This is a genomic window from Marinobacter gelidimuriae (genome assembly GCF_000372805.1).
GTDB lineage: Bacteria > Pseudomonadota > Gammaproteobacteria > Pseudomonadales > Oleiphilaceae > Marinobacter > Marinobacter gelidimuriae.
Map to the genome: position 1 here is coordinate 1 of NZ_KB889881.1, position 18,703 is coordinate 18,703.

The 18,703-nt window shown below is 53.9% G+C and carries 17 protein-coding genes and 3 pseudogenes; 10 read left to right on the forward strand and 10 right to left on the reverse strand.

The annotated features are described in order from the left end of the window. On the forward strand, positions 1–1,018 hold a 1,018-nt coding region (locus A3OI_RS19650; RefSeq protein ID WP_018403845.1), incomplete at its 5' end, for an ISAzo13 family transposase. Between the two features lie 25 nt (positions 1,019–1,043). Here the strand turns inward: A3OI_RS19650 and A3OI_RS19655 are convergent. The 10 genes and pseudogenes from A3OI_RS19655 to A3OI_RS23135 all read right to left on the reverse strand — a co-directional run. Beyond that, positions 1,044–1,778: pseudogene (locus tag A3OI_RS19655) on the reverse strand (aconitase family protein); the annotation flags it as partial. Positions 1,779–1,791: 13 nt separating this feature from the next. Continuing rightward, positions 1,792–2,220 carry a hypothetical protein gene (locus A3OI_RS0108430; protein WP_018403847.1) on the reverse strand — a complete coding sequence of 143 codons (429 nt, stop codon included), beginning with the start codon at positions 2,218–2,220 and terminating at the stop codon, positions 1,792–1,794. Beyond that, on the reverse strand, positions 2,210–2,800 hold the full coding sequence (locus tag A3OI_RS0108435; RefSeq protein WP_018403848.1) for an isochorismatase family protein: 591 nt from the start codon (positions 2,798–2,800) through the stop codon (positions 2,210–2,212). The genes A3OI_RS0108430 and A3OI_RS0108435 overlap by 11 nt, the downstream gene beginning before the upstream one ends. Next, positions 2,797–4,674 carry a hydantoinase B/oxoprolinase family protein gene (locus A3OI_RS0108440; RefSeq protein ID WP_018403849.1) on the reverse strand — a complete coding sequence of 626 codons (1,878 nt, stop codon included), beginning with the start codon at positions 4,672–4,674 and terminating at the stop codon, positions 2,797–2,799. Before A3OI_RS0108440 ends, A3OI_RS0108435 begins: the two co-directional genes overlap by 4 nt. 4 nt (positions 4,675–4,678) lie before the next feature. Further along, the gene (locus A3OI_RS0108445; RefSeq protein ID WP_228702928.1) at positions 4,679–5,284 is read right to left on the reverse strand and encodes a hydantoinase/oxoprolinase family protein; all 606 of its coding nucleotides are present in this window, start codon (positions 5,282–5,284) and stop codon (positions 4,679–4,681) included. Then, positions 5,274–5,825, reverse strand: a complete 552-nt coding sequence (locus A3OI_RS19660; RefSeq protein WP_018403851.1) for a beta propeller repeat protein — start codon at positions 5,823–5,825, stop codon at positions 5,274–5,276. Before A3OI_RS19660 ends, A3OI_RS0108445 begins: the two co-directional genes overlap by 11 nt. After that, positions 5,815–6,738, reverse strand: coding sequence for a hydroxymethylglutaryl-CoA lyase (locus A3OI_RS0108455; protein ID WP_018403852.1), 924 nt, complete (start codon positions 6,736–6,738; stop codon positions 5,815–5,817). The genes A3OI_RS19660 and A3OI_RS0108455 overlap by 11 nt, the downstream gene beginning before the upstream one ends. A 10-nt stretch (positions 6,739–6,748) precedes the next feature. Beyond that, positions 6,749–7,945 carry a CaiB/BaiF CoA transferase family protein gene (locus A3OI_RS0108460; RefSeq protein WP_026224084.1) on the reverse strand — a complete coding sequence of 399 codons (1,197 nt, stop codon included), beginning with the start codon at positions 7,943–7,945 and terminating at the stop codon, positions 6,749–6,751. A 623-nt stretch (positions 7,946–8,568) separates the two neighbouring features. After that, a complete protein-coding gene (locus A3OI_RS0108465) occupies positions 8,569–8,988 on the reverse strand; it encodes a VOC family protein (RefSeq protein WP_018403854.1) in 420 nt (139 codons plus the stop codon). A 290-nt stretch (positions 8,989–9,278) separates the two neighbouring features. After that, positions 9,279–9,499, reverse strand: a pseudogene (locus A3OI_RS23135) (IS21 family transposase); the annotation flags it as partial. On the opposite strand from A3OI_RS23135, the pseudogene A3OI_RS24430 reads away from it, so the two are divergent. The 9 genes and pseudogenes from A3OI_RS24430 to A3OI_RS0108510 all read left to right on the forward strand — a co-directional run. Continuing rightward, positions 9,433–9,642, forward strand: a pseudogene (locus A3OI_RS24430) (FAD-dependent protein); the annotation flags it as partial. The pseudogenes A3OI_RS23135 and A3OI_RS24430 overlap by 67 nt on opposite strands. A gap of 173 nt (positions 9,643–9,815) precedes the next feature. After that, complete coding sequence (locus tag A3OI_RS0108475) at positions 9,816–10,538, forward strand: GntR family transcriptional regulator (protein ID WP_026224085.1); 723 nt, start codon at positions 9,816–9,818, stop codon at positions 10,536–10,538. 43 nt (positions 10,539–10,581) lie between these two features. Next, complete coding sequence (locus A3OI_RS0108480; RefSeq protein ID WP_018403857.1) at positions 10,582–11,796, forward strand: CaiB/BaiF CoA transferase family protein; 1,215 nt, start codon at positions 10,582–10,584, stop codon at positions 11,794–11,796. Between the two features lie 14 nt (positions 11,797–11,810). Next, a complete protein-coding gene (locus A3OI_RS0108485) occupies positions 11,811–13,100 on the forward strand; it encodes a TRAP transporter large permease (RefSeq protein WP_018403858.1) in 1,290 nt (429 codons plus the stop codon). A gap of 75 nt (positions 13,101–13,175) precedes the next feature. Continuing rightward, positions 13,176–14,222 carry a TRAP transporter substrate-binding protein gene (locus A3OI_RS0108490; RefSeq protein ID WP_018403859.1) on the forward strand — a complete coding sequence of 349 codons (1,047 nt, stop codon included), beginning with the start codon at positions 13,176–13,178 and terminating at the stop codon, positions 14,220–14,222. A 12-nt stretch (positions 14,223–14,234) separates the two neighbouring features. Beyond that, positions 14,235–14,756 carry a TRAP transporter small permease subunit gene (locus A3OI_RS0108495; RefSeq protein ID WP_018403860.1) on the forward strand — a complete coding sequence of 174 codons (522 nt, stop codon included), beginning with the start codon at positions 14,235–14,237 and terminating at the stop codon, positions 14,754–14,756. Beyond that, positions 14,749–16,692: an aconitate hydratase gene (locus tag A3OI_RS0108500; RefSeq protein ID WP_018403861.1), complete on the forward strand. Its 1,944-nt coding sequence runs from the start codon at positions 14,749–14,751 to the stop codon at positions 16,690–16,692. Before A3OI_RS0108495 ends, A3OI_RS0108500 begins: the two co-directional genes overlap by 8 nt. Beyond that, positions 16,689–17,627: a hydroxymethylglutaryl-CoA lyase gene (locus A3OI_RS0108505; RefSeq protein WP_018403862.1), complete on the forward strand. Its 939-nt coding sequence runs from the start codon at positions 16,689–16,691 to the stop codon at positions 17,625–17,627. Before A3OI_RS0108500 ends, A3OI_RS0108505 begins: the two co-directional genes overlap by 4 nt. 77 nt (positions 17,628–17,704) lie before the next feature. Next, positions 17,705–18,331: a glutathione S-transferase family protein gene (locus A3OI_RS0108510; protein ID WP_018403863.1), complete on the forward strand. Its 627-nt coding sequence runs from the start codon at positions 17,705–17,707 to the stop codon at positions 18,329–18,331. The last annotated feature ends 372 nt before the right edge of the window (positions 18,332–18,703 follow it).

Consider the following 18,703-nt stretch of genomic DNA (forward strand, 5'->3'; position numbering starts at 1 on the left):
GAATGAAAGTCATGGTAATCGAATTCGGAAAGTGGGGGCGGGCAGAAAATCTGTCATCGAGACCGAGTCTGGAGTGATGGCTGCGTTAGAAAAACGGGTTGAACCGACGACGCGAGGTGATCCAGAATCACCGCTACGCTGGACCTGCAAGAGCTTGCGTAAGCTGGCCGGGGAGTTGAGCATACAAGGCCATTCTGTGAGTCATCCGAAAGTGGGGGATTTGCTGCGGGAGCTGGGTTACAGCTTGCAGGCAAATCGAAAGAGGCTGGAAGGAACAGATCATCCAGATCGCAATGCACAGTTCGAGTTCATCAACGACCAGACCAAGCAACGCCTAGTGGCGGGCAATCCAGTTATTTCGGTTGATACGAAGAAGAAGGAGCTTGTTGGCACGTACAAGAATAACGGCACAACCTGGCGCCCTGAGGGAAAGCCGGAATTAGTCAAAGTGCATGACTTCATCGACAAGGAACTTGGACGAGCAAATCCTTATGGCGTCTACGATGTGGCCAGTAACACCGGATGGGTCAGTGTAGGGACGGATCACGACACGGCCAGTTTCGCGGTCGAGACAATTCGTCGCTGGTGGAATACGATGGGAAAACAACGCTATCCCAAGGCATCGGAATTGATGATCACAGCTGATGGTGGTGGCAGCAATGGCAGCCGCGTACGACTTTGGAAATTAGAATTACAGCAATTGGCCAACGATATCAACATTCCAATCCACATTTCTCATCTGCCTCCAGGTACCAGTAAGTGGAACAAGATTGAGCATCGCCTGTTCTCGTACATCAGCATGAATTGGCGCGGCAAGCCCTTGATCAGTCATGAGGTGATCATCAGTCTCATCGCGGGAACCACTACGCGAAAGGGACTGAAAGTTCATGCCGAACTGGACAACTCCTTGTACCCGTTAGGCATCAAAGTTAGCGCTGCAGAGTTTGAAAATATTCGCCTCACACGAAATGAGTTTCATGGTGAATGGAACTACAGGATTGATCCAAATAATGAATAAATTTGTTACATTTATTAATTAACGACTCCTTAGTAACGTCGTCGAAGGCAATCATTCCGGCGCGGGCACCCGCTTCAATGCTCATATTGCAGATCGTCATGCGCCCTTCCATGGAAAGGTTTGTGATCGCGTCACCCGCATACTCGATGGCATACCCGGTTCCACCGGCCGTTCCGATCCTGCCAATCAGGGCAAGAATCAGATCCTTGGGGGTAACACCGAAAGGCATCTGGCCTTTAAAGACCACCCGCATGTTTTTCTGCTGCTGGGTTCGAAGAGTCTGAGTCGCCAGGACATGCTCCACCTCACTGGTGCCGATGCCCGTTGCCAGGGTTGCAAAGGCCCCGTGAGTGGCCGTATGAGAATCACCACAGACGATCGTCATACCTGGCAGCGTCAGCCCCTGCTCGGGCCCCACTACATGAACGATGCCTTGCCTGGCATCCTCCAGATCAATCAGCGGGATATCAAACTCCAGGCAGTTTGAGGTCAGGGTTTCGACCTGTTTTCTGGCGACACGGTCCGCGATACCTGCGACACCAAGCTCGCGGTTGCGTGTTGGCACAGCGTGATCCGGCACCGCAATATTGGCATCAAGACGCCAGGGCTTTCGATTTGCGGCCCTCAAACCGGAGAACGCCTGTGGCGATGTCACTTCATGCAGGAGGTGCCGGTCGATATAGATCAGAGACGAACCGTCATCCAGTTCATCCACAAGGTGCCGGCTCCAAAGCTTGTCGTAAAGCGTTTGTACAGCCATCGCCATATCCTCGTTATTGGCTGGATAGAAGACCCAGGAGATCCGGGTAGCTCAGCCATTGATAAAGTTCTTCGCCTTGATCTGCGTCGAGTCTGAACCCGCACCAGCTGTCCAGCTTGCCATTCTGCAAGGGTTCAATAATGCAGTATGGGCGAGTACAGTCCGGGCCAGAGAGCCCCTGATCCAGCAGCAACTGGCGGCTATACTCGAGCTGCGCCTGTGCCATCTTGCCGGCTACCGGATCGTCCTCGGCTATGGCTTCTACGTTGGCCCGGAAACCGGATACGTATGCCTCCCGATAAATTTGGCAGACATCCGGCTCAGCAGCCAACTCCGAGACAAACGTTTCCAGATGCCCGCCTCGTGAATCCAGGGTCGGCGTTGCGACACAGCCAGCCAGACCAATGCACAGACACGCAGCACCGATGCGATCAAAAAACATGACTCAGAGTGTCCTCAAGAGACAAAACATCCACGTATTTCGTATTCAGGTCTTTCAGGTTTGCCGCGTGTGCGTCCCTGTCTCGATCGCCACAAGCTTCCCGGACCACAATGGTCCGGTATTCATGCTGAAGACACCCCAGCGCCGTAGCTCGCACACAGCCACTGGTGGTCAGCCCCGTCACGATAACCCCATCCGCACCGAGGTTTTGCAGTTGTTTATGCAAGTCAGTGCGGAAAAAACCGCTGGGCCACTGCTTGGTAATCAAAACTTCACCGTCACGTCGCTGCAGTCGAGGGTCGATCTTCTCCAGCCCAGAGCCCGCTTCGAGTACATTAAGCTCCGGTAGCTTTTCCCGGAAAATACGAGCCTGGTTGGGCGAGCTGTAGGCGACTGTCGTGAAAAGCACAGGCAACCCCGCCGACCGGAACCGATCCAACAGAACCCGGTTCGCCTCAATCACATCGCCACACTCCGCAGCCAGAGGGCTGAGGGTGATGTCAGTAAAACCCAGACTCATGTCTACGACGACCAGGGCGTATCGCTGTGCCTTTACCAGGGTTCGGGAGTCGAGGCTCATGCCGAACCTCCAGCGCCGGACGTCCAGACCGGCGCTGCCGGCGCCGGCAGGCCGGTCTCCGCTTCACACCGCGCCTTGATTTCTTCGATGGTGCCACCGCGGGTGAACAGGACTGAATCGTCACGACCCTTCGCCATTTCGGTACGCAGCGCCGCCGTTTCGGGTCCGTTCACTGCACCATCTGCGCTGACTACGACACCGTAACGTCTGACGCCTTCCACACTGACAAGCTCCTTGACCACATCGGTTGCCACGGCTGCCGGGTCGCGCTCCAGAGGGTTACCCCAGCCACCACCACCCCAGGTGTCAAACACCACCAGGTCGCCTTTTTCTACCTTGATGTGATCGCACTTTGCGGGCAGAACCCGACGCTCACCATTTGCCTTAATCAGCTCCTTGCGGCTGCGCATGCCTGGATCACCGCCATTGACACCCCATGGATAGGTAAGCCAGCGATCATCGTGGATAGAGATTTCGCCATCCGCCAGCAGGCGGTAGTCAACGCGAATTCCGTTACCACCCCGGTGCTTGCCGGCACCGCCGGAGTCGGTGATCGTTTCATAGGTTTCAATTCTGAGCGGGAAGTAAGCTTCCACAAATTCGTTGGGTACGTTAGTGAACCCCGGCCACAGCGAATGTCCGTCTGGTCCGTCGCCCACTGGCCGCCCCGGAATGCCGCCAAAGCCGATTTGGAACAACTGGAACCACTCGCCTTTTTCGTCGTAACCGGAGTACATAAAGTGCGGCGAATCGGAGAAGCCGGCCGCACTCATGGCATCCGGTGTGCCTTGCCCAAGCAAACCGCCCATGACGTCAAAGATACGGCCAAGCAGATGTGTCCGGCATGACAATGCGGCCGGGAAATTGGGTTTAAGAATCGAGCCTTGGGGAATACGCACTTCCACCAGATCGTAAAAGCCGTCGTTGAACAGAATCGACGGATCAAAGAGGTTGATGGTGAACGCACCGAAGAACATTTTGAACATCTCTTCGTTGAGGTAGAAGTTCACCGAAGACGGCGCCTGGGGATCGGTTCCCTCAAAGTCAAAGATGGCCTTGTCGCCTTCACGCCACATGGTGCAGCGAATGGTATAGGGGCCAAGACCCGCACCGTCATCGCAGATGTAGTCCTCGAACGAACGTTTGTCCTCGGGAACCACGCTCCGGATAATCTCGCGCATTGCAATATAGTTACGCTCCAACATCATGCCGAGCGCGCTGAAAAAAATGTCGTCGCCAAAACGTTCGGCCAGCTCAACACAGCGCCGCGCGGCCGTGCGACAGGACGCCACAATCGCGTTAAAGTCGGACTTGTTCCAGCTCGGCATGCGGACGTTGTGCAGAATCAGGTCGAGCACGTCCTGATTCAGTTCGCCTTTGCGGTAGATCTTGATCGGCGGAATGCGAATGCCTTCCTCGAAGATGGTCTGGGCGTCGGTTGGCAAGCTGCCCGGCACCTTGCCCCCAACATCGGACATATGACCAAACATAGCCGCCCAGTTGATTAAACGACCATCCTTGAAGACCGGAACCAGCACCAGCCAGTCCGGCAGATGACTGACCGCGCCATCACACATGTAAGGATCGTTGGTCAGAAAAATATCGCCTTCCTCAATATCCCCCTGGTAAGACTGAATGTACCCGGTGATGAAGGAACCGAACTGGCCAACCACCATCTTGCCTTCATGGTTGGCAATCATGGGGAACGCATCGCCCTGCTCACGAATACCCGGAGACATGGCGGTACGAAACAACACCGCATCCATTTCGTTTCGGGCGTTGGCCATCGCATTTTCGATGATGTCCAGCGTGACGGTATCGACATCGACCCGTTTCAGAGGCGTAGTATTAGGTTGAATAATATTCGCAGGCATACGATTACTCCTCGCCCTTGCGGCCAACAGGCTCGATCAGCAGGTTACCCACCTTGTCGACTTCGGCCTGAAGGCCTGGGAAGACCACGGTGGTGGAGTCCATTTCAGTGACAATGGCAGGGCCGGCGATTAAATGCCCGGGCCACAGCTTCTCCCGATCGTACAGGGTTGCTGTGTAATCCTTGCCATTGAAGTAGATCGGGCTTTCACCCGTAATCGCCTGGTCAAGCGGCGCGCCATCGGTCGTCCACTCCCGTTCCGTTATATTCGGGCGAGGGGCCCGGGCAATCGCCCTCAGGTTGACCAGTTCATGCTCCTCATCCAGAGAGAAGCTGAAAAGCTGCTGATGTTCAGCATCAAAGGCCCGCTGCAGCACGTCAAGTCCTTCAGCCCGGAGCTGTTCCGGAGACACGTCCTGGGTGAGCAGAAGCGCCTGGCCCTGATACCGGAGATCCGCCTGCCAGGTAATGGTTTGCTGGTCACGGGGAATGTCCTGTTTCTCCAGCGAACCACTGACCTGATCTGTCAGACCCTCCAGAATATCCACGACGTTCCCGGTGGCCAGAGTAGAGAAGCCTCTTATCAGCGACCGGGATGCTTCATCCTTCACACGGGTGGTGGCATCTCCATAGGCGCATAGAACACCCGGTGATAATGCTGACGTTTTCCCAGTCCTGAGCCTGCGCATCGCTCCGGAATACCGCGCCCATCTCCCCGATCGCAAAAAAATGGTCGTCCAGCCACGCCACTTCAATCAGTTTTCCGGCAATCTCGGACACCGGCAGTTTCAGGGCTGCCCAGGAGCTGTCTTCCTGATGGCGGAAGGTCCAGCCCGCATTACCAACCGCCAGCACAGTGCCATCACTGGATACGGCAATGCCCTGAAGATTGATGTCCTTCGGCATGGTGTGACGCTGCCAGGAGGCCGGATCCGATCCACCTTCCAGAACCACCCCGTTATTGCCAGCAAACCAGTAGTGGTCCGCTTCCGAGGCACTGACGTCGTAAAACAGATCCCTGGGTTCACTCAGGGGTTGTGGCAAAGGTAGCGGCTTGACTGTGGGTTTGACGAATGTCGCAGCATAGGCCAACCCGCTCACCACGGCCCAGGGCGCCACCTGCGCTGCGAAACTGAGCACTTTACCGACCATGACCAGATTTCCCGCGCTGCTTCCGGTATTGCTGGTCCAGCCACCGGTAACTCTTACCACCGAGGGACACACCAGTGAGCTCCTCCGCGAACTTGACCACGGGCACCAGGTTCAGCGGATCAATGCCGATGTCATAACCCATGCTGTGCAGCAGCAGGACCACATCCTCGGTGGCGACGTTGCCGGTCGCACCCGGCGAGAAAGGGCAACCTCCAAGGCCACCGATGGAGGAATCGAACTCGGAAATACCCCGGTCCAGCGCTGCGGTAATATTTGCCAGGGCCATACCGCGCGTGTCGTGGAAATGACAGGACAGCTTTTCAGAAGGCACAGAAGGAATCAGGACATCGAGCACCCGGCGTACCTGTTCCGGATTGGCCGCCCCAATGGTGTCGGCAACAATAATTTTACTGGCGCCGGCTTCCTGCATCTGCCGTCCGAATCGGGCGACCACCTCAGGGGACACCATGCCTTCAAAGGGGCATTCGTAAGCGACTGCGAGATACGCCTGAACCTCGATACCTTCACTGCGACCACGTTCAACAATCTCGGTACAAACCTGCGCGGTCTGGTCCAGGCTCATGCTAATATTTTTTTGATTCATGGTCTCGGTGACCGACAACACCACGTTCACTACCCTGGCACCGGCGGCGACCGCCAGCTCATAACCCTTCATGTTAGGCACAAGCCCTGCGTAGCGAACTGTCTCGGTGTTCGGTAAATGCGGGAAGATATCTGCCGTACCTGCCATTTGTGGAACGGCCTTGGGTGATACAAAGCTACCGGCTTCAACATGTCGGATACCGGCATTGACAAGGGCGCGAATGAGCTCTAGACGTGCCTCTGTCGACAGAGTTTTTCCCTGACCCTGGAGTCCGTCACGCGGACCAACTTCGTTGACTCGAATCTTCATCGACACCTTTTCACCCCACGATCTTTTTGGCTTTCAGGTCAGCAATGCGCTCTTCGCTATACCCCATGGTATGAAGCACCGCCTCCGTGTGCTGGCCTAACAGTGGCGGCGGGGTGTAACTGTCTGAGGAATCGACGCTCAGCTTGATCGGATTGCCCGGTGTCTTGACTGAACCACCGCCCGCCTGGGGAACGTCGACCACCATGTTCCGGAACAGGACCTGGGGATCGCTCAGCGCATCGGAAAACTTGTTAACGGGCGCACAGGGGATTCGGGCGCTGGACAGCAACTCCACCCAGTGTTCGGTGGTGTTGGTTTTAAGCAACTCGGTCAGGATGCCGTTGATTTTGTGTTTGTCCGCGAAGCGACCCGGCTGAGTCTTGTAGACCGGATCCCGGAGTGCATCGATATCCAGCAGTTCGACCAGGTTGTCCCAGAAGCTGTCGAAAATTACCGCGATGATCACGAAGCTGTTACGGGTCTTGAAGGCGTCGTAAGGAACGTGCACAAAATGCCCGTTACCGATCGGAGACGGATTATCACCACTCAGGAAATACATCGTGGCCATGTAGTTCAGCATGCTGATCTGGCAATCGAGCATGGAGATATCAATATGCTGGCCATAGCCATTGGCCGCACGGGAGTGCAGTGCCGCGAGGATACCCATCACAGCAAACATGCCACCACCCAGATCACCAATCGGAATACCCGATCGGGCAGGATGGCTCTCATCATGGCCGGTGATCGACATACCACCACCAATGCCCTGGACCACCTGGTCAAATGCCGGGCGCTGGAAATTCGGGCCATCCTGACCAAACCCGGTCACAGAGCAGGTAATGATCTTTGGATTGATCTTCGACAGATGCTCGTGATCGATCTTGAGCTTGGAGGGAACGCCAGCCGAGAAGTTATCCAGCACGATGTCCGCCTCACGAACGAGGTCATAGAAGGTTTGCAGACCTTCCTCGGTTTTCAGGTCAATGCAGACGCTCTTTTTGTTTCGATTCAGCGTTATAAAATAGGCACCCTGCCCATTGAAGGAGTTATTTGGGTCCTTCGCCAACAAGGCTCGGGTGCCTTCGCCTTTGAGTGGTTCGACCTTGATCGACTCAGCGCCCATGTCTGCCATGAGCATGCCGGCGTATGGACCGGAGAGCATGTGCGTCAAATCGATGATCCGGACGCCTTCCAATGGTTTGGTCATGTAGAGTCAGCACACTGTTATTGGATTGAGTGATGTAGCCCGTTTCTGCGAGAGCCGTTTTACTATCTGTCGCAAAGGTAGTGCCAACTGCGGCAACGCTGGCAAAAGAAGTCTTCAAATAATTGATTTTCAATAATTAATTACTACGTAAAAACCGAAATAAAAGGTGTTTTAAATGGCAGGAAAGTATTTCAAAATGAAATACATATTTCAAAACGAAACGAATGAAGCAATCAACAGCAGAGGGTAAAAAGACGGGACCGATCCCGGCGCCAGCTTGACAGACTCAATTGACTTCCCGATAAGCGCAAGGTGGGCGGAGAAAATTCGGGTATGGGAAAAGCGTTTTCGTGCTGATATTCTGCAGCAGCGCTGATAGGGGATCCCTCAGTCGATAAGCCGTTTTCACAAGGCATTTGATCGAACAGAAACCGCTGTAAAAATAAATCTGTTCCGGTTTTCAGAAAGATGTGCTGACTCGGCTGCCGACGCAGAAGGACAACGCCATCGATGAACTGTTGCCCCACAAATGGGAATCGGTGATCACTAGCAAGGTGTGGTCGCCGGACGTGTACACTTTTTGTAACATAGCGTTTAGCTTTGATTCCTTTAAATTCGGCTCGCTAACCACGGTTTTCTAAACGCTCTTCACAGAGCTGAATCTGGGCACCGAAGGTTTGATCCGTATCCAGATCCCGCACCCACCAGTTCAGCAATCCCTTCCGGTCTGTATCACGGGTTGGCTCCAGGCCGGCATTCGCAAGATCACTGAGAGACGACTCCATATCGTCCACCCCTAACGACATCAGGAAAAACCCCTCGCCATGGGCCTTCAGATGCCGCCCCGGCACAGAATCCGGATCAGTCGGCTGAACCAACACAATCCATTGCTCCCCCAAACGGGTGCGGGCGGTAAGAGCGCCCCGGGCAGAGAGTTCGTCTTTAGTGAAATGACTGCCACCCAGCAGGGCCGTATAGATGCGGATGGCGGCATCAAGTTCTTTGACCAAAAAGTTGATGTGGTGGATTTTTTGAATGCTCATTCGGTGCACCCTGTGCAGATGGTAAGGGAATGTCGGGCTTTTAATTCGTCGGCGCCACTTTGTTCAGGAAATCCGTGATGGCATCGTTGACCGGACCGGGATGTGACAGATTGGCGGTATGGCCGGCACCGGACACGGTTACTAGACATGATGTTTTGACCTGCCCAACACAGAGCCATAATTGAGAGGGCAGGTCATGACAGAGTTTACCGCAGAAACTATCGAGCATAAAACGCCAGCCAGCCTGGTTGGCTCAACGCTTTCCTGTCGCGCAGCAATGGCTGTTCCTGGCCGACAAACAAGAAAGCCGACACGTGCGCTTCAAGCCAGTCCGCCTCTTGCTGGCTCCACCCGGCGCAGGCGTAGGTGTAGCTTGAGGCGCCCAGCACGGCGACGAAGATCTGAGCATTTAGGATCTCGCCGGTGCGGTGTCCGGATTGACGACCGCCATGGTCGGTCGGCAGTAGTCGACGAACAGCTTTTCGCCAGCATGATGCACTTGGCGCATGCTGCGCTGCTGATAATAAGCTCATTCACAACTGTAAAAGCGGTCGCTCGGTATACAGTTTTTGCATGTGCCCTGGTGGCACCGTCGTCACCAATGGCATGAACCCGTATTCGCGCAATGCACACAACGCCAACAGTGCAGTGGTGGAACAAAGCCGTGCCCGAACCCTTCGACAGGGTGTTCACCCACCACCACAGAATGCCTGTTCTATATTAGTTGGAATAAATATTATTGCATACAATATTAGACTAAGGTCGACTACAAAATACGGTAAGAGGGGCTAAGCTATAGTTATTGCATACAAGTTAGGAGGAAATCGGTGATCGAGAGCAAGAGCCGGGTTGGTGACTCAGTTCCAAGAACTGCTAAAATGGAAGTTCACGACGCCGTTAAGCAGCGTATTCTTGACGCAGTTTATCTGTCTCATGAATTTATCCGTGAAGCACGGGTAGCCCAGGAGCTAGAAGTCAGTAGAACACCTGTTCGCGAGGCATTCAGGGAGTTGATTTCCGAAGGTTGGCTGGAGGCCATTCCACACCAAGGCGCCAGGGTGACTGCCTGGACTGAAAGAGACGCCCGCGAGGTGTTTGAAATCCGATTAGTATTAGAACCGATGGCCATTGCTCTGGCGTGTCACAAAATTGATAAGTCTCGCCTCGACTACCTCAGGTCTCTGGCCAGTCAAATGGAAACGCTGACTGTAAAAGTTGAGACCAATGCTGAAGCCCGCAACAGTATTGCTGCACTCAATCATGAATTTCACAGGGAGTTGATCGCCGGTAGCGACAATCAGCGCTTAATGGCTGCGCTGGAAAACATCGTGCGGACGTCGGTAATCAGAAGAAATTTCACAAACTATAAGCCAGAACATCTCCAACGCAGTATGCGCCACCACCGTGAAATGCTGGAGGCCATTGAAGCTGGCAGCGTGAGCTGGGCCGAAAGCATTATGCGATCGCACTTGCTTGCAGCACGTGATTTGCATGTCAACGTCTCAGACTCAGACTCAGAAACTTGTTATCAGCACGCTGAAGGCGCTTAACTATTTAATAAAACTCTAATTAAATCAAGGGAAAACAATTACAATGTCCCTAAATAAGCTTGCTCCAACCACGCCGTTAAGCGATCTCAAGGTACTCGAACTCGGGCAACTCATAGCAGGTCCTTACTGTGGCCAGATTTTGGCCGATTTTGGTGCCAATGTAATCAAGATCGAACCCCCTGGCAAAGGTGACTCCATGCGTCAATGGGGTGAAGTTGACGCCGATGGCGAACCTGTGTGGTGGAATGTTATCGGTCGAAACAAGCAGTCCGTGACGCTGAATCTTCGCGAGCCGCAAGGTCAGGAGATACTTCGTAACCTGGCCAGTCAGGCCGACATCTTAATTGAGAACTTTCGTCCGGGCACAATGGAGCGCTGGGGGTTAGGTTACGACGTTTTATCTAGGAACAATCCAGGGTTAATCATGGTTCGGGTCACTGGATTTGGTCAGGATGGGCCCTATTCTGACCGTGCCGGGTTCGCCTCTGTTTGTGAGGCCATGGGTGGTTTACGCTACATTAGCGGTTATCCCGACCGGCCGCCGGTTCGAGTGGGTATTTCAATCGGAGATACGCTAGCCGGAATTCATGGTGCAATCGGTGCGCTGGTCGCCCTTCACCAGCGAGAGAAATCAGGCGAAGGCCAGGTTGTCGACAGTGCCATCTTTGAATCTGTCTTGGGGGTGATGGAAAGTCTGGTGCCTGAGTACGATCGGACCGGCAAGATCCGTGAGCGAAACGGCAGTTCCCTGCCCGGTATCGCGCCTTCCAATGCCTACCCGGCCAGAGATAATCGTGATGTTATCATCGGGGCCAACCAGGACAGTGTTTTCCGCCGTTTGTGCGAGGCCATGGGTCAACCGACACTTGCGGATCACCCGGACTACGCGACCCATCGGGCAAGGGGCGCAAACCAGCAGGCGATTGACGATGCCGTAGCGGTCTGGACAAGTCAGCATGATGCCCAGGAAATCGTGAACAAGCTCGCGGAGGCAGGCGTGCCGGCAGGACTCATTTATCGCGCTCCCGACATGTTAGCTGATCCACATTTCAATGCCCGAAAATCCATTGTTATGGTGCCAGATCGCAAAGGAAAGCCATTGCCTATGCAGAATGTCTTCCCTCGCCTGACCAAAACGCCGGGTACGATTCGACACGCAGGGCCCCAACTCGGAGAGCACACCAATGAGGTGCTAAAAGGTTGGCTCGATATGAATGATGCGCAGTTAGACACGCTGCGTAATTCGTCCATCATCTGAGCGGGGGAGCACCTTTGGAACCAATTATTGTTGTAATCGCATTAATCACCATGATTGCCTTTGGTTTTCCCATATTTTTGGCGCTTGGATTGTCTGGCTTACTCGGACTTTACATGGCACAGGGTAGCCTGGCTTTTTTCTTCGCGCCCTCCTCTTTGTTTGGGCAACTCAACAGCTTTGAGCTGATCGCACTCCCATTGTTTATTTTGATGGGCAACATTCTAGGGGCTACACCGGTTGGATCGAGTCTTTTTCAAGCTGCAGTTTGCTGGTTAAACTGGCTCAAAGGCAGTCTTGCCATATCATCCGTTGGCGCATCGGCCATGTTCGGCGCCGTTTCCGGTGTCAGCCTGGCCGGCGTAGCGGCTGTTGGTTCAATTGCTGTACCTCACATGATAGAGCGTGGTTACAGTCGCTCACTGGCAGCCGGTTCAGTCGTCAGTGCCGGCGCTTTGGCAATGCTAATCCCGCCGAGTGTCCCCTTCATTATTTATGGATCTGTATCTGGCGTGTCAGTGGCGGATCTCTTCATTGGCGGTATCGTCCCCGGCGTTGTTCTGGCCTTGGCGCTCTGTCTTTACATTTGGGTAAGGGTGCATTTCAACCCTGAAGAAGCCCCTTTCTCCACCCAAACGTTTACTTGGAAAGAGCGCTTCCAAAGCTTAGGAGCAATTTGGCATTCAGCATTACTTGTTATTGCCGTTTTGGGATCTATTTACGCTGGCATCGCTACACCCAGTGAGGCTGCCGGTATCGGTGCGTTTGGTGCACTTCTGATTGCCACGCTGGTATTTCGGTCTTTGAGCTGGAGCAAGTTCCTCTCCATTGTGGCTGAAACGGCCCGCATCAGTGGTGTCATTCTACTCATTATTGGATGTGCGAAGATTTTCGGTGATTACCTCAATTTCGTGCGCGTTCCACAGATACTGTCTGAAATGCTTACTTCTAGCCCGTTGCCCCCCTGGGCCATTCTGGTCGCAGTTATGCTGTTACTGGTGCTGCTGGGCATGATTGTGGATGCCGTTTCACTGATTGTAGTCACCACACCCGTCCTGCTACCGCTGATTATTGCCCTCGGTTACGACCCGCTGTGGTTCGGCATCGTGCTGGTGCTCAACTTGGAAATTGCAGTGGTGACACCACCCGTCGGGCTTAATCTGTATGCCCTACGCGGGGTGTGCCCGGAGCTTTCGATCGAAGAAATCATTCGCGCTGCGCTGCCCTTTGTGGCTGTGCAGTTCGTCATACTGATGTTATTTGTCTTGTTCCCAAGTATCAGCCTCTGGTTGCCAGGGCTCTTGTAGCCCTAGTTTTTACTCAATGACACTGTCAACACAATTACAACAAAGCAGTAAAGAAAAAACCAAAGGAGACACACCATGCAGATAACACGTCGAGCACTATTGAAGAACAGCACATTGGCTTCTGCCAGCTTCGCCTTAATTGGGGGGCAAAGTCTGTTTGCCGGTCACGCCTCAGCAGCGACGAAGTTCACTGGGGTATATTATATCCCGCCATCCTACGAAGCTCTGAGTTATGGCTCCGACGGGTTTGTTGACTACCTAAAAAAGCAGGGAGGCGACACCCTAAGCGTTGATTACTACCACTCAGGCCAACTTGTGAAGGCCGATGAGCAACTGCCCGCGCTGCGCGCCGGCGCCATCGACTTCATGTTTCATACGACATCGTATATTACCCGCTCTCTGCCGATTCTGGGCATCACCGGCCTACCCGGCGTGGTTGACGAGCTGTACCGCAATCCGCAGCGCCTCGCCAAAGGCAGCCCTCTTATGGAATTGATTAATGAGGAATTGGCTAAGGACAATATCTACATGCTTACTGCCGGTGGCGGGATTCTTCAACCTGAATTCATCTGGAGCACAGCGGCCAGCCCTATTCGTTCACTCGACGATGTTCGTGGTAAAAAAATTCGTATCGTCAGTTTCGAAGCCACTTCAGCACTTAAACCTTTCAATATCGCTGCCGTGCGCATTTCATCTTCAGAAACTTACATGGCATTGGAGCGCGGCACCATTGATGCGGCTGTGGCAAACATTTCGACTATTTATGGCCGCAGCCTGCAGGAACAATTAAAGGTGTGTTACGAGCTACCCATGACTTCCTTTACCGTCGCCCCATTCATGCTCCGCTCACGTTGGGATGCACTTGAAGACGACGCCAAACAGGTCATTGAAGGAGCCGCACAATGGTATGAAGAGAACTTTGCCAGCTACTGCAATGACGTCATCTACCCCAATAAATACTGGCCCGCTGTTCAAGAAGCCGGGGTAGAGGTTGTTCTGCCCAGCGAAGAAGATTTAGCGACCTACAGAGAAAGCAGCCAGGCCGTATGGGAAGAGTGGAAGGAGCAGGTCGGCAAGGAGGTCGGCGAAAAAGCCATTTCTCTCGCTCTAGGGCAAATCTGAGGGGTGATGTTAATGACCAAGCTCGCAATGCAAGGTTGGGATGGCCTTCTGGCTGTCCTGCGCTGGACCATGTTCGTAGTGCTGATTTTCATGATGCTAACCATCTGCTATGACGTGATCATGCGCTATGTGTTTGTGGCACCCACAAGTTGGAGCTTGGAAATCAACACTTTCCTGTTGGTTTACCTGGCAGTTGTTGGTGCAGGTGAGGCTCAGCGCCATGATGCCCATATTCGTATCACATTTTTCACCCAACGCTTTCCGAAGAGTGGACAGGCTCTGATCACAATGCTCACCAGCGCACTTGGCTTGGTGTTCTGCGCCATCATGGTGTGGCGCGGCAGTCTAATGGCGCATGACGCTTGGGAATATGGTGAGCGGGTGTCCAGTGCTTTTGGCACACCCATGGTCTATCCCTATGCACTTATCCCCATCGGCTTTGGCGTACTTGGTTTGCAATTTCTGATTGATATTTTGCGTGTAGGATACGATTTATTCCACCCAAAGAGTGAGGAGGACATAACGCATGCCTGATTCATTGAGCCATAAATTGATTGCTGCGCACCTAGTCAGCGGAAAAATGACACCCGGCGGCGAAATTGCCCTCAAAATGGATCAAGCGTTATTGCAGGATGTTCTAGGCACGCTGGTCATGCTGGAGCTTGATGCAATGGGTATTGAGCGAGTGCACACATCGCCCAGCGTCCAGTACATCGATCACACCCTGATTCAACAAGACAACTTCAATGCCGATGCCCACTTGTTCCTTAAAAGCGCATGCGAGCGTTTGGGCATTTGGTACAGTGGACCTGGTAACGGTATAAGTCACCCCGTGCACATGGAACGCTTTGGCAAACCCGGCGACAGTCTGGTGGGGTGCGACAGCCACACGACTTCAGCGGGAGCCCTAGGTATGTTGGCCATTGGTGCCGGCGGTATTGAAGTGGCAATGGCGATGGCCGGTGAACCTCTGTTTTTAGCTATGCCGAAGGTCATCGGTGTACGCCTGACCGGGGAACTGCCGGATTGGGTCAGCGCCAAGGATGTCGTATTGGAACTGCTGCGCCGCTACGGGGTTTCGGGAGCAAAGAACTGCATTCTCGAATATTATGGCCCCGGACTGGCGGCACTGGATGCCATGGACCGCCATGTGCTGGCGAACATGGGAACGGAAATGGGAGCGACAACCAGCGTATTTCCCAGCGATGACACGACCCTTGAGTTCATGCGGGCGCGGGGCCGCGAATCAGAATGGCAGCCGCTAGCCGCAGATCCTGGCTGTCAGTATGATCAAGACGAACATATTGATCTGTACAAACTGGAGCCCTTAATTGCCCTTCCCTCCAGCCCGGATAAGGTCGTGCTGGTCAGTGATGTAGCCGGCGAACCCATTTATCAAGCGTATATTGGCTCGTCGGGAAACCCTGGGTATAGCGACTTTGCGGTTGTTGCGGACATTGTCAGGGGTCGCACGATCTCACCTAATGTATCACTAGACATTAACCCATCTACTCGCCAGGTTCTGTCGGCGCTGATTGACGAAGGCCACATGGCTACTTTGATCAAAGCGGGCGCGCGCCTTCATCAACCCGGTTGCAATGGTTGTATTGGAATGGGCCAGGCACCCGCAACGGGTCGTAACAGTTTGCGCACCGTACCGCGCAACTTTCCCGGTCGATCTGGCACGCTCGAAGACTCCGTATTTCTATGCAGTCCGGAGACCGCCGCCGCATCCGCACTGTACGGTGTAATTACCGATCCGCGCACTCTAGAACGAGCCCACCATCGCCCTAAAGAGCCTAAAAACATGAAGCCCGACGAGCACATGTTCTTTCCACCATTAGCGCTCGAAAAAGCTCGTCGCATCAAGTTACTGGCAACCGACAACACGCCACCCTTGGCTGTGCTCAAACCCTTACCCGATTCCATATGCGCGCCAATATTGTTAAAGCTTGGCGATAACATATCCACAGATGACATCATGCCGGCAGGTGCCCGCGTGCTCCCAATTTGGAGCAACATAGATGCATCAGCGAAACACACTTTTGAAACGGTGGATCCCGGTTACGCCACTCGGGCGCGCACGCAGGGGGAAGCTGGCCATATCATCGTCGCCGGTGATAACTACGGTCAGGGTTCAAGCCGCGAAAATGCAGCCCTCGTGCCCAGGGCTTTGGGACTGCAGGTGGTCATTGCCAAAAGCATTGCACGCATACACTGGCAGAATCTGCCCTGCTTCGGCGTATTGCCTCTGACACTCGATAATCCAAAAGACTTGGACCTACTGCAGCAGGGCGATGTTATTCGGATTGACCATCTTCGTGATCAGCTTGCCGCAGGCACTTGTATCACGGCTACCATAAATGAACACCAGACAATCACATTGACACATGAGCTAAGTGCCCGCCAGCAAGCTATTTTTTCATCTGGCGGCGTCATTAACTGGCTCTCGCGGAGAACCGGATCATGAACAGCACTTTTCATCCTCCCAAAACAGTCGATATCGTTGAAGTGGCTCCTCGAGATGGCTTTCAATCCATTCACGAATTATTACCGACAGCCGACAAGATCCATTGCATTCAAACATTGATCGATTCTGGCATTACTCGCATTGAAATTGGCTCATTTGTTAGTAGCAAGGCCATCCCCCAGATGGCTGACATTGGCGACATCGTAGCCGCGTTTTCGGATCATACCGGCATGCGTTTCTCGGCGCTTGTTCCCAACCTCAAGGGCGCCGACAGGGCTTTGGCAAGCGGCATCAAAGAGCTCGTTTTTGTGGCCTCAGTCTCTGAGACTCATAATCAGAGCAACGTGCGCCAAAGCGTAGACAGCTCCTTGGAAGGCCTAAAAACAATCGCCGACAGGCTCAGGAGCGAAAAAGATTCTGTGCGTCTACGGCTGGATTTAGGCACCTGCTTTGATTGTCCCTACGAGGGGGAGATTCAATGGCAACAGGTAGATGCTGTACTGGGTAAAGCTCGGGATATCTGCCAGGGTATCGAACTGGAAGTGGCCCTTTGTGACACCACAGGCCGCGCCACACCCTATCAGGTAGCAAACCACTTCACCCGCCTGCGGGAACGCCATGGCAGCCCTTCCCTGAAATGGGCCTTCCACGGTCATGATACCTTTGGGATGGGTGTCGCCAATGCCCTGTTCGCGGTCCAGCATGGCGCAACAACCCTGGATGCCTCCGCCGCAGGTTTGGGCGGCTGCCCGTTTGCTCCCGGAGCTACCGGAAACACCGCTACAGAAGATCTGATCTATGCCCTGCAAGGTGGCCATATCGAAACCGGTGTGAATTTGCCACTGCTTCTGGTAGCAGCCGACGCCATCGCGGCCCTGCCGGGGGGCCAAACGGCCAGCCACCTGCGCAATGTTCCACGTGAACGGATGAGTTAACCGTCGCAGAGTCCGGCTACCCATAGCCCGAGTAGCCAATACTTCCGTAACTGGGCACCGAGCCGAGGATAATGACTATGCCAACACTGTGGGGACGCGCCACCTCCAGCAACGTTCAGAAAGTTCAGTGGTTGTGCGCTGAGATGGCACTTTATGTGGAGCGTATCGATATTGGCGGTAAGTTCGGCAACACCGATACCGCAGCCTTTAGATCGAAAAACCCGAATGGCCTGATACCGATTTTTGAAGACAATGCGCTGGTGTTATGGGAATCCAATGCCATTTTGCGTTATTTGGCGGTGAACTGTGCCAATCAGGCATTTTATCCCGCCGAGCCGACCACTCGGGGCCTGGTTGATCAATGGATGGATTGGCAGTTGGGAACACTCTGGCCATGCATGAGGCCGTACTTCATCAGCCTGGCACTAACCCCGGAAAAAGAGCGCGACCATAACGCCACCGACGCCGCACGAGACAAAACATTCGCGTTATGGTCAATATTGGAAGGTTCACTTGTATCATCTGACTGGATCGTTGGCCATGCGCCTAGCCTGGCAGATATCGCCCTTGGCCCTTTTCTACATCGCTGGTTCACACTCAATCCAGCGGCATTAAACCAACAACCCCGGCTTCGGGAGCTCTACCACCGACTTTCAGAACGGCCCGCCTACCAGCAACATATCATGGCGCAGCCGTTCCGCTGATCAACGTGGCTTCAGTCCCGGAGGACCGCTACTATTTTCCTTGACCATGACAACAAAGGCAGCCACAAGTACCAAGGCCAGACCAACCACGAAGGCGTTCCATCCAGCACCGCGTAGCAGATAACCGGGCAAAAACGAGCCAAGCACACCACCGAAGTAATACGCTGAGATATCGAGCCCGTTAACCACGCTGCGATGGTCGGGCGCCGCCGGTTCACTATGCCCTACAGCAGACCATGAATCGTAAACATGTCAGCACAGAACAGGAACATAGTTAGAAACAGTAACGGCACAGAAGGTGCCAGAAATCCCAATGTGGCGAGCAGATACAGCCCCAAGAGTACAACCCGCCGCTCGTAAGCCATTCGGCGC

Bases quoted from the DNA above. Each gene is read 5' to 3' on its own strand.
- A3OI_RS0108430 (WP_018403847.1), bottom strand. From the start codon at position 2,220: ATGTTTTTTGATCGCATCGGTGCTGCGTGTCTGTGCATTGGTCTGGCT.
- A3OI_RS0108435 (WP_018403848.1), bottom strand. From the start codon at position 2,800: ATGAGCCTCGACTCCCGAACCCTGGTAAAGGCACAGCGATACGCCCTG.
- A3OI_RS0108440 (WP_018403849.1), bottom strand. From the start codon at position 4,674: ATGCCTGCGAATATTATTCAACCTAATACTACGCCTCTGAAACGGGTC.
- A3OI_RS19660 (WP_018403851.1), bottom strand. From the start codon at position 5,825: ATGGTCGGTAAAGTGCTCAGTTTCGCAGCGCAGGTGGCGCCCTGGGCC.
- A3OI_RS0108455 (WP_018403852.1), bottom strand. From the start codon at position 6,738: ATGAAGATTCGAGTCAACGAAGTTGGTCCGCGTGACGGACTCCAGGGT.
- A3OI_RS0108460 (WP_026224084.1), bottom strand. From the start codon at position 7,945: ATGACCAAACCATTGGAAGGCGTCCGGATCATCGATTTGACGCACATG.
- A3OI_RS0108465 (WP_018403854.1), bottom strand. From the start codon at position 8,988: ATGAGCATTCAAAAAATCCACCACATCAACTTTTTGGTCAAAGAACTT.
- A3OI_RS0108480 (WP_018403857.1), top strand. From the start codon at position 10,582: ATGTCCCTAAATAAGCTTGCTCCAACCACGCCGTTAAGCGATCTCAAG.
- A3OI_RS0108490 (WP_018403859.1), top strand. From the start codon at position 13,176: ATGCAGATAACACGTCGAGCACTATTGAAGAACAGCACATTGGCTTCT.
- A3OI_RS0108495 (WP_018403860.1), top strand. From the start codon at position 14,235: ATGACCAAGCTCGCAATGCAAGGTTGGGATGGCCTTCTGGCTGTCCTG.
- A3OI_RS0108500 (WP_018403861.1), top strand. From the start codon at position 14,749: ATGCCTGATTCATTGAGCCATAAATTGATTGCTGCGCACCTAGTCAGC.
- A3OI_RS0108505 (WP_018403862.1), top strand. From the start codon at position 16,689: ATGAACAGCACTTTTCATCCTCCCAAAACAGTCGATATCGTTGAAGTG.
- A3OI_RS0108510 (WP_018403863.1), top strand. From the start codon at position 17,705: ATGCCAACACTGTGGGGACGCGCCACCTCCAGCAACGTTCAGAAAGTT.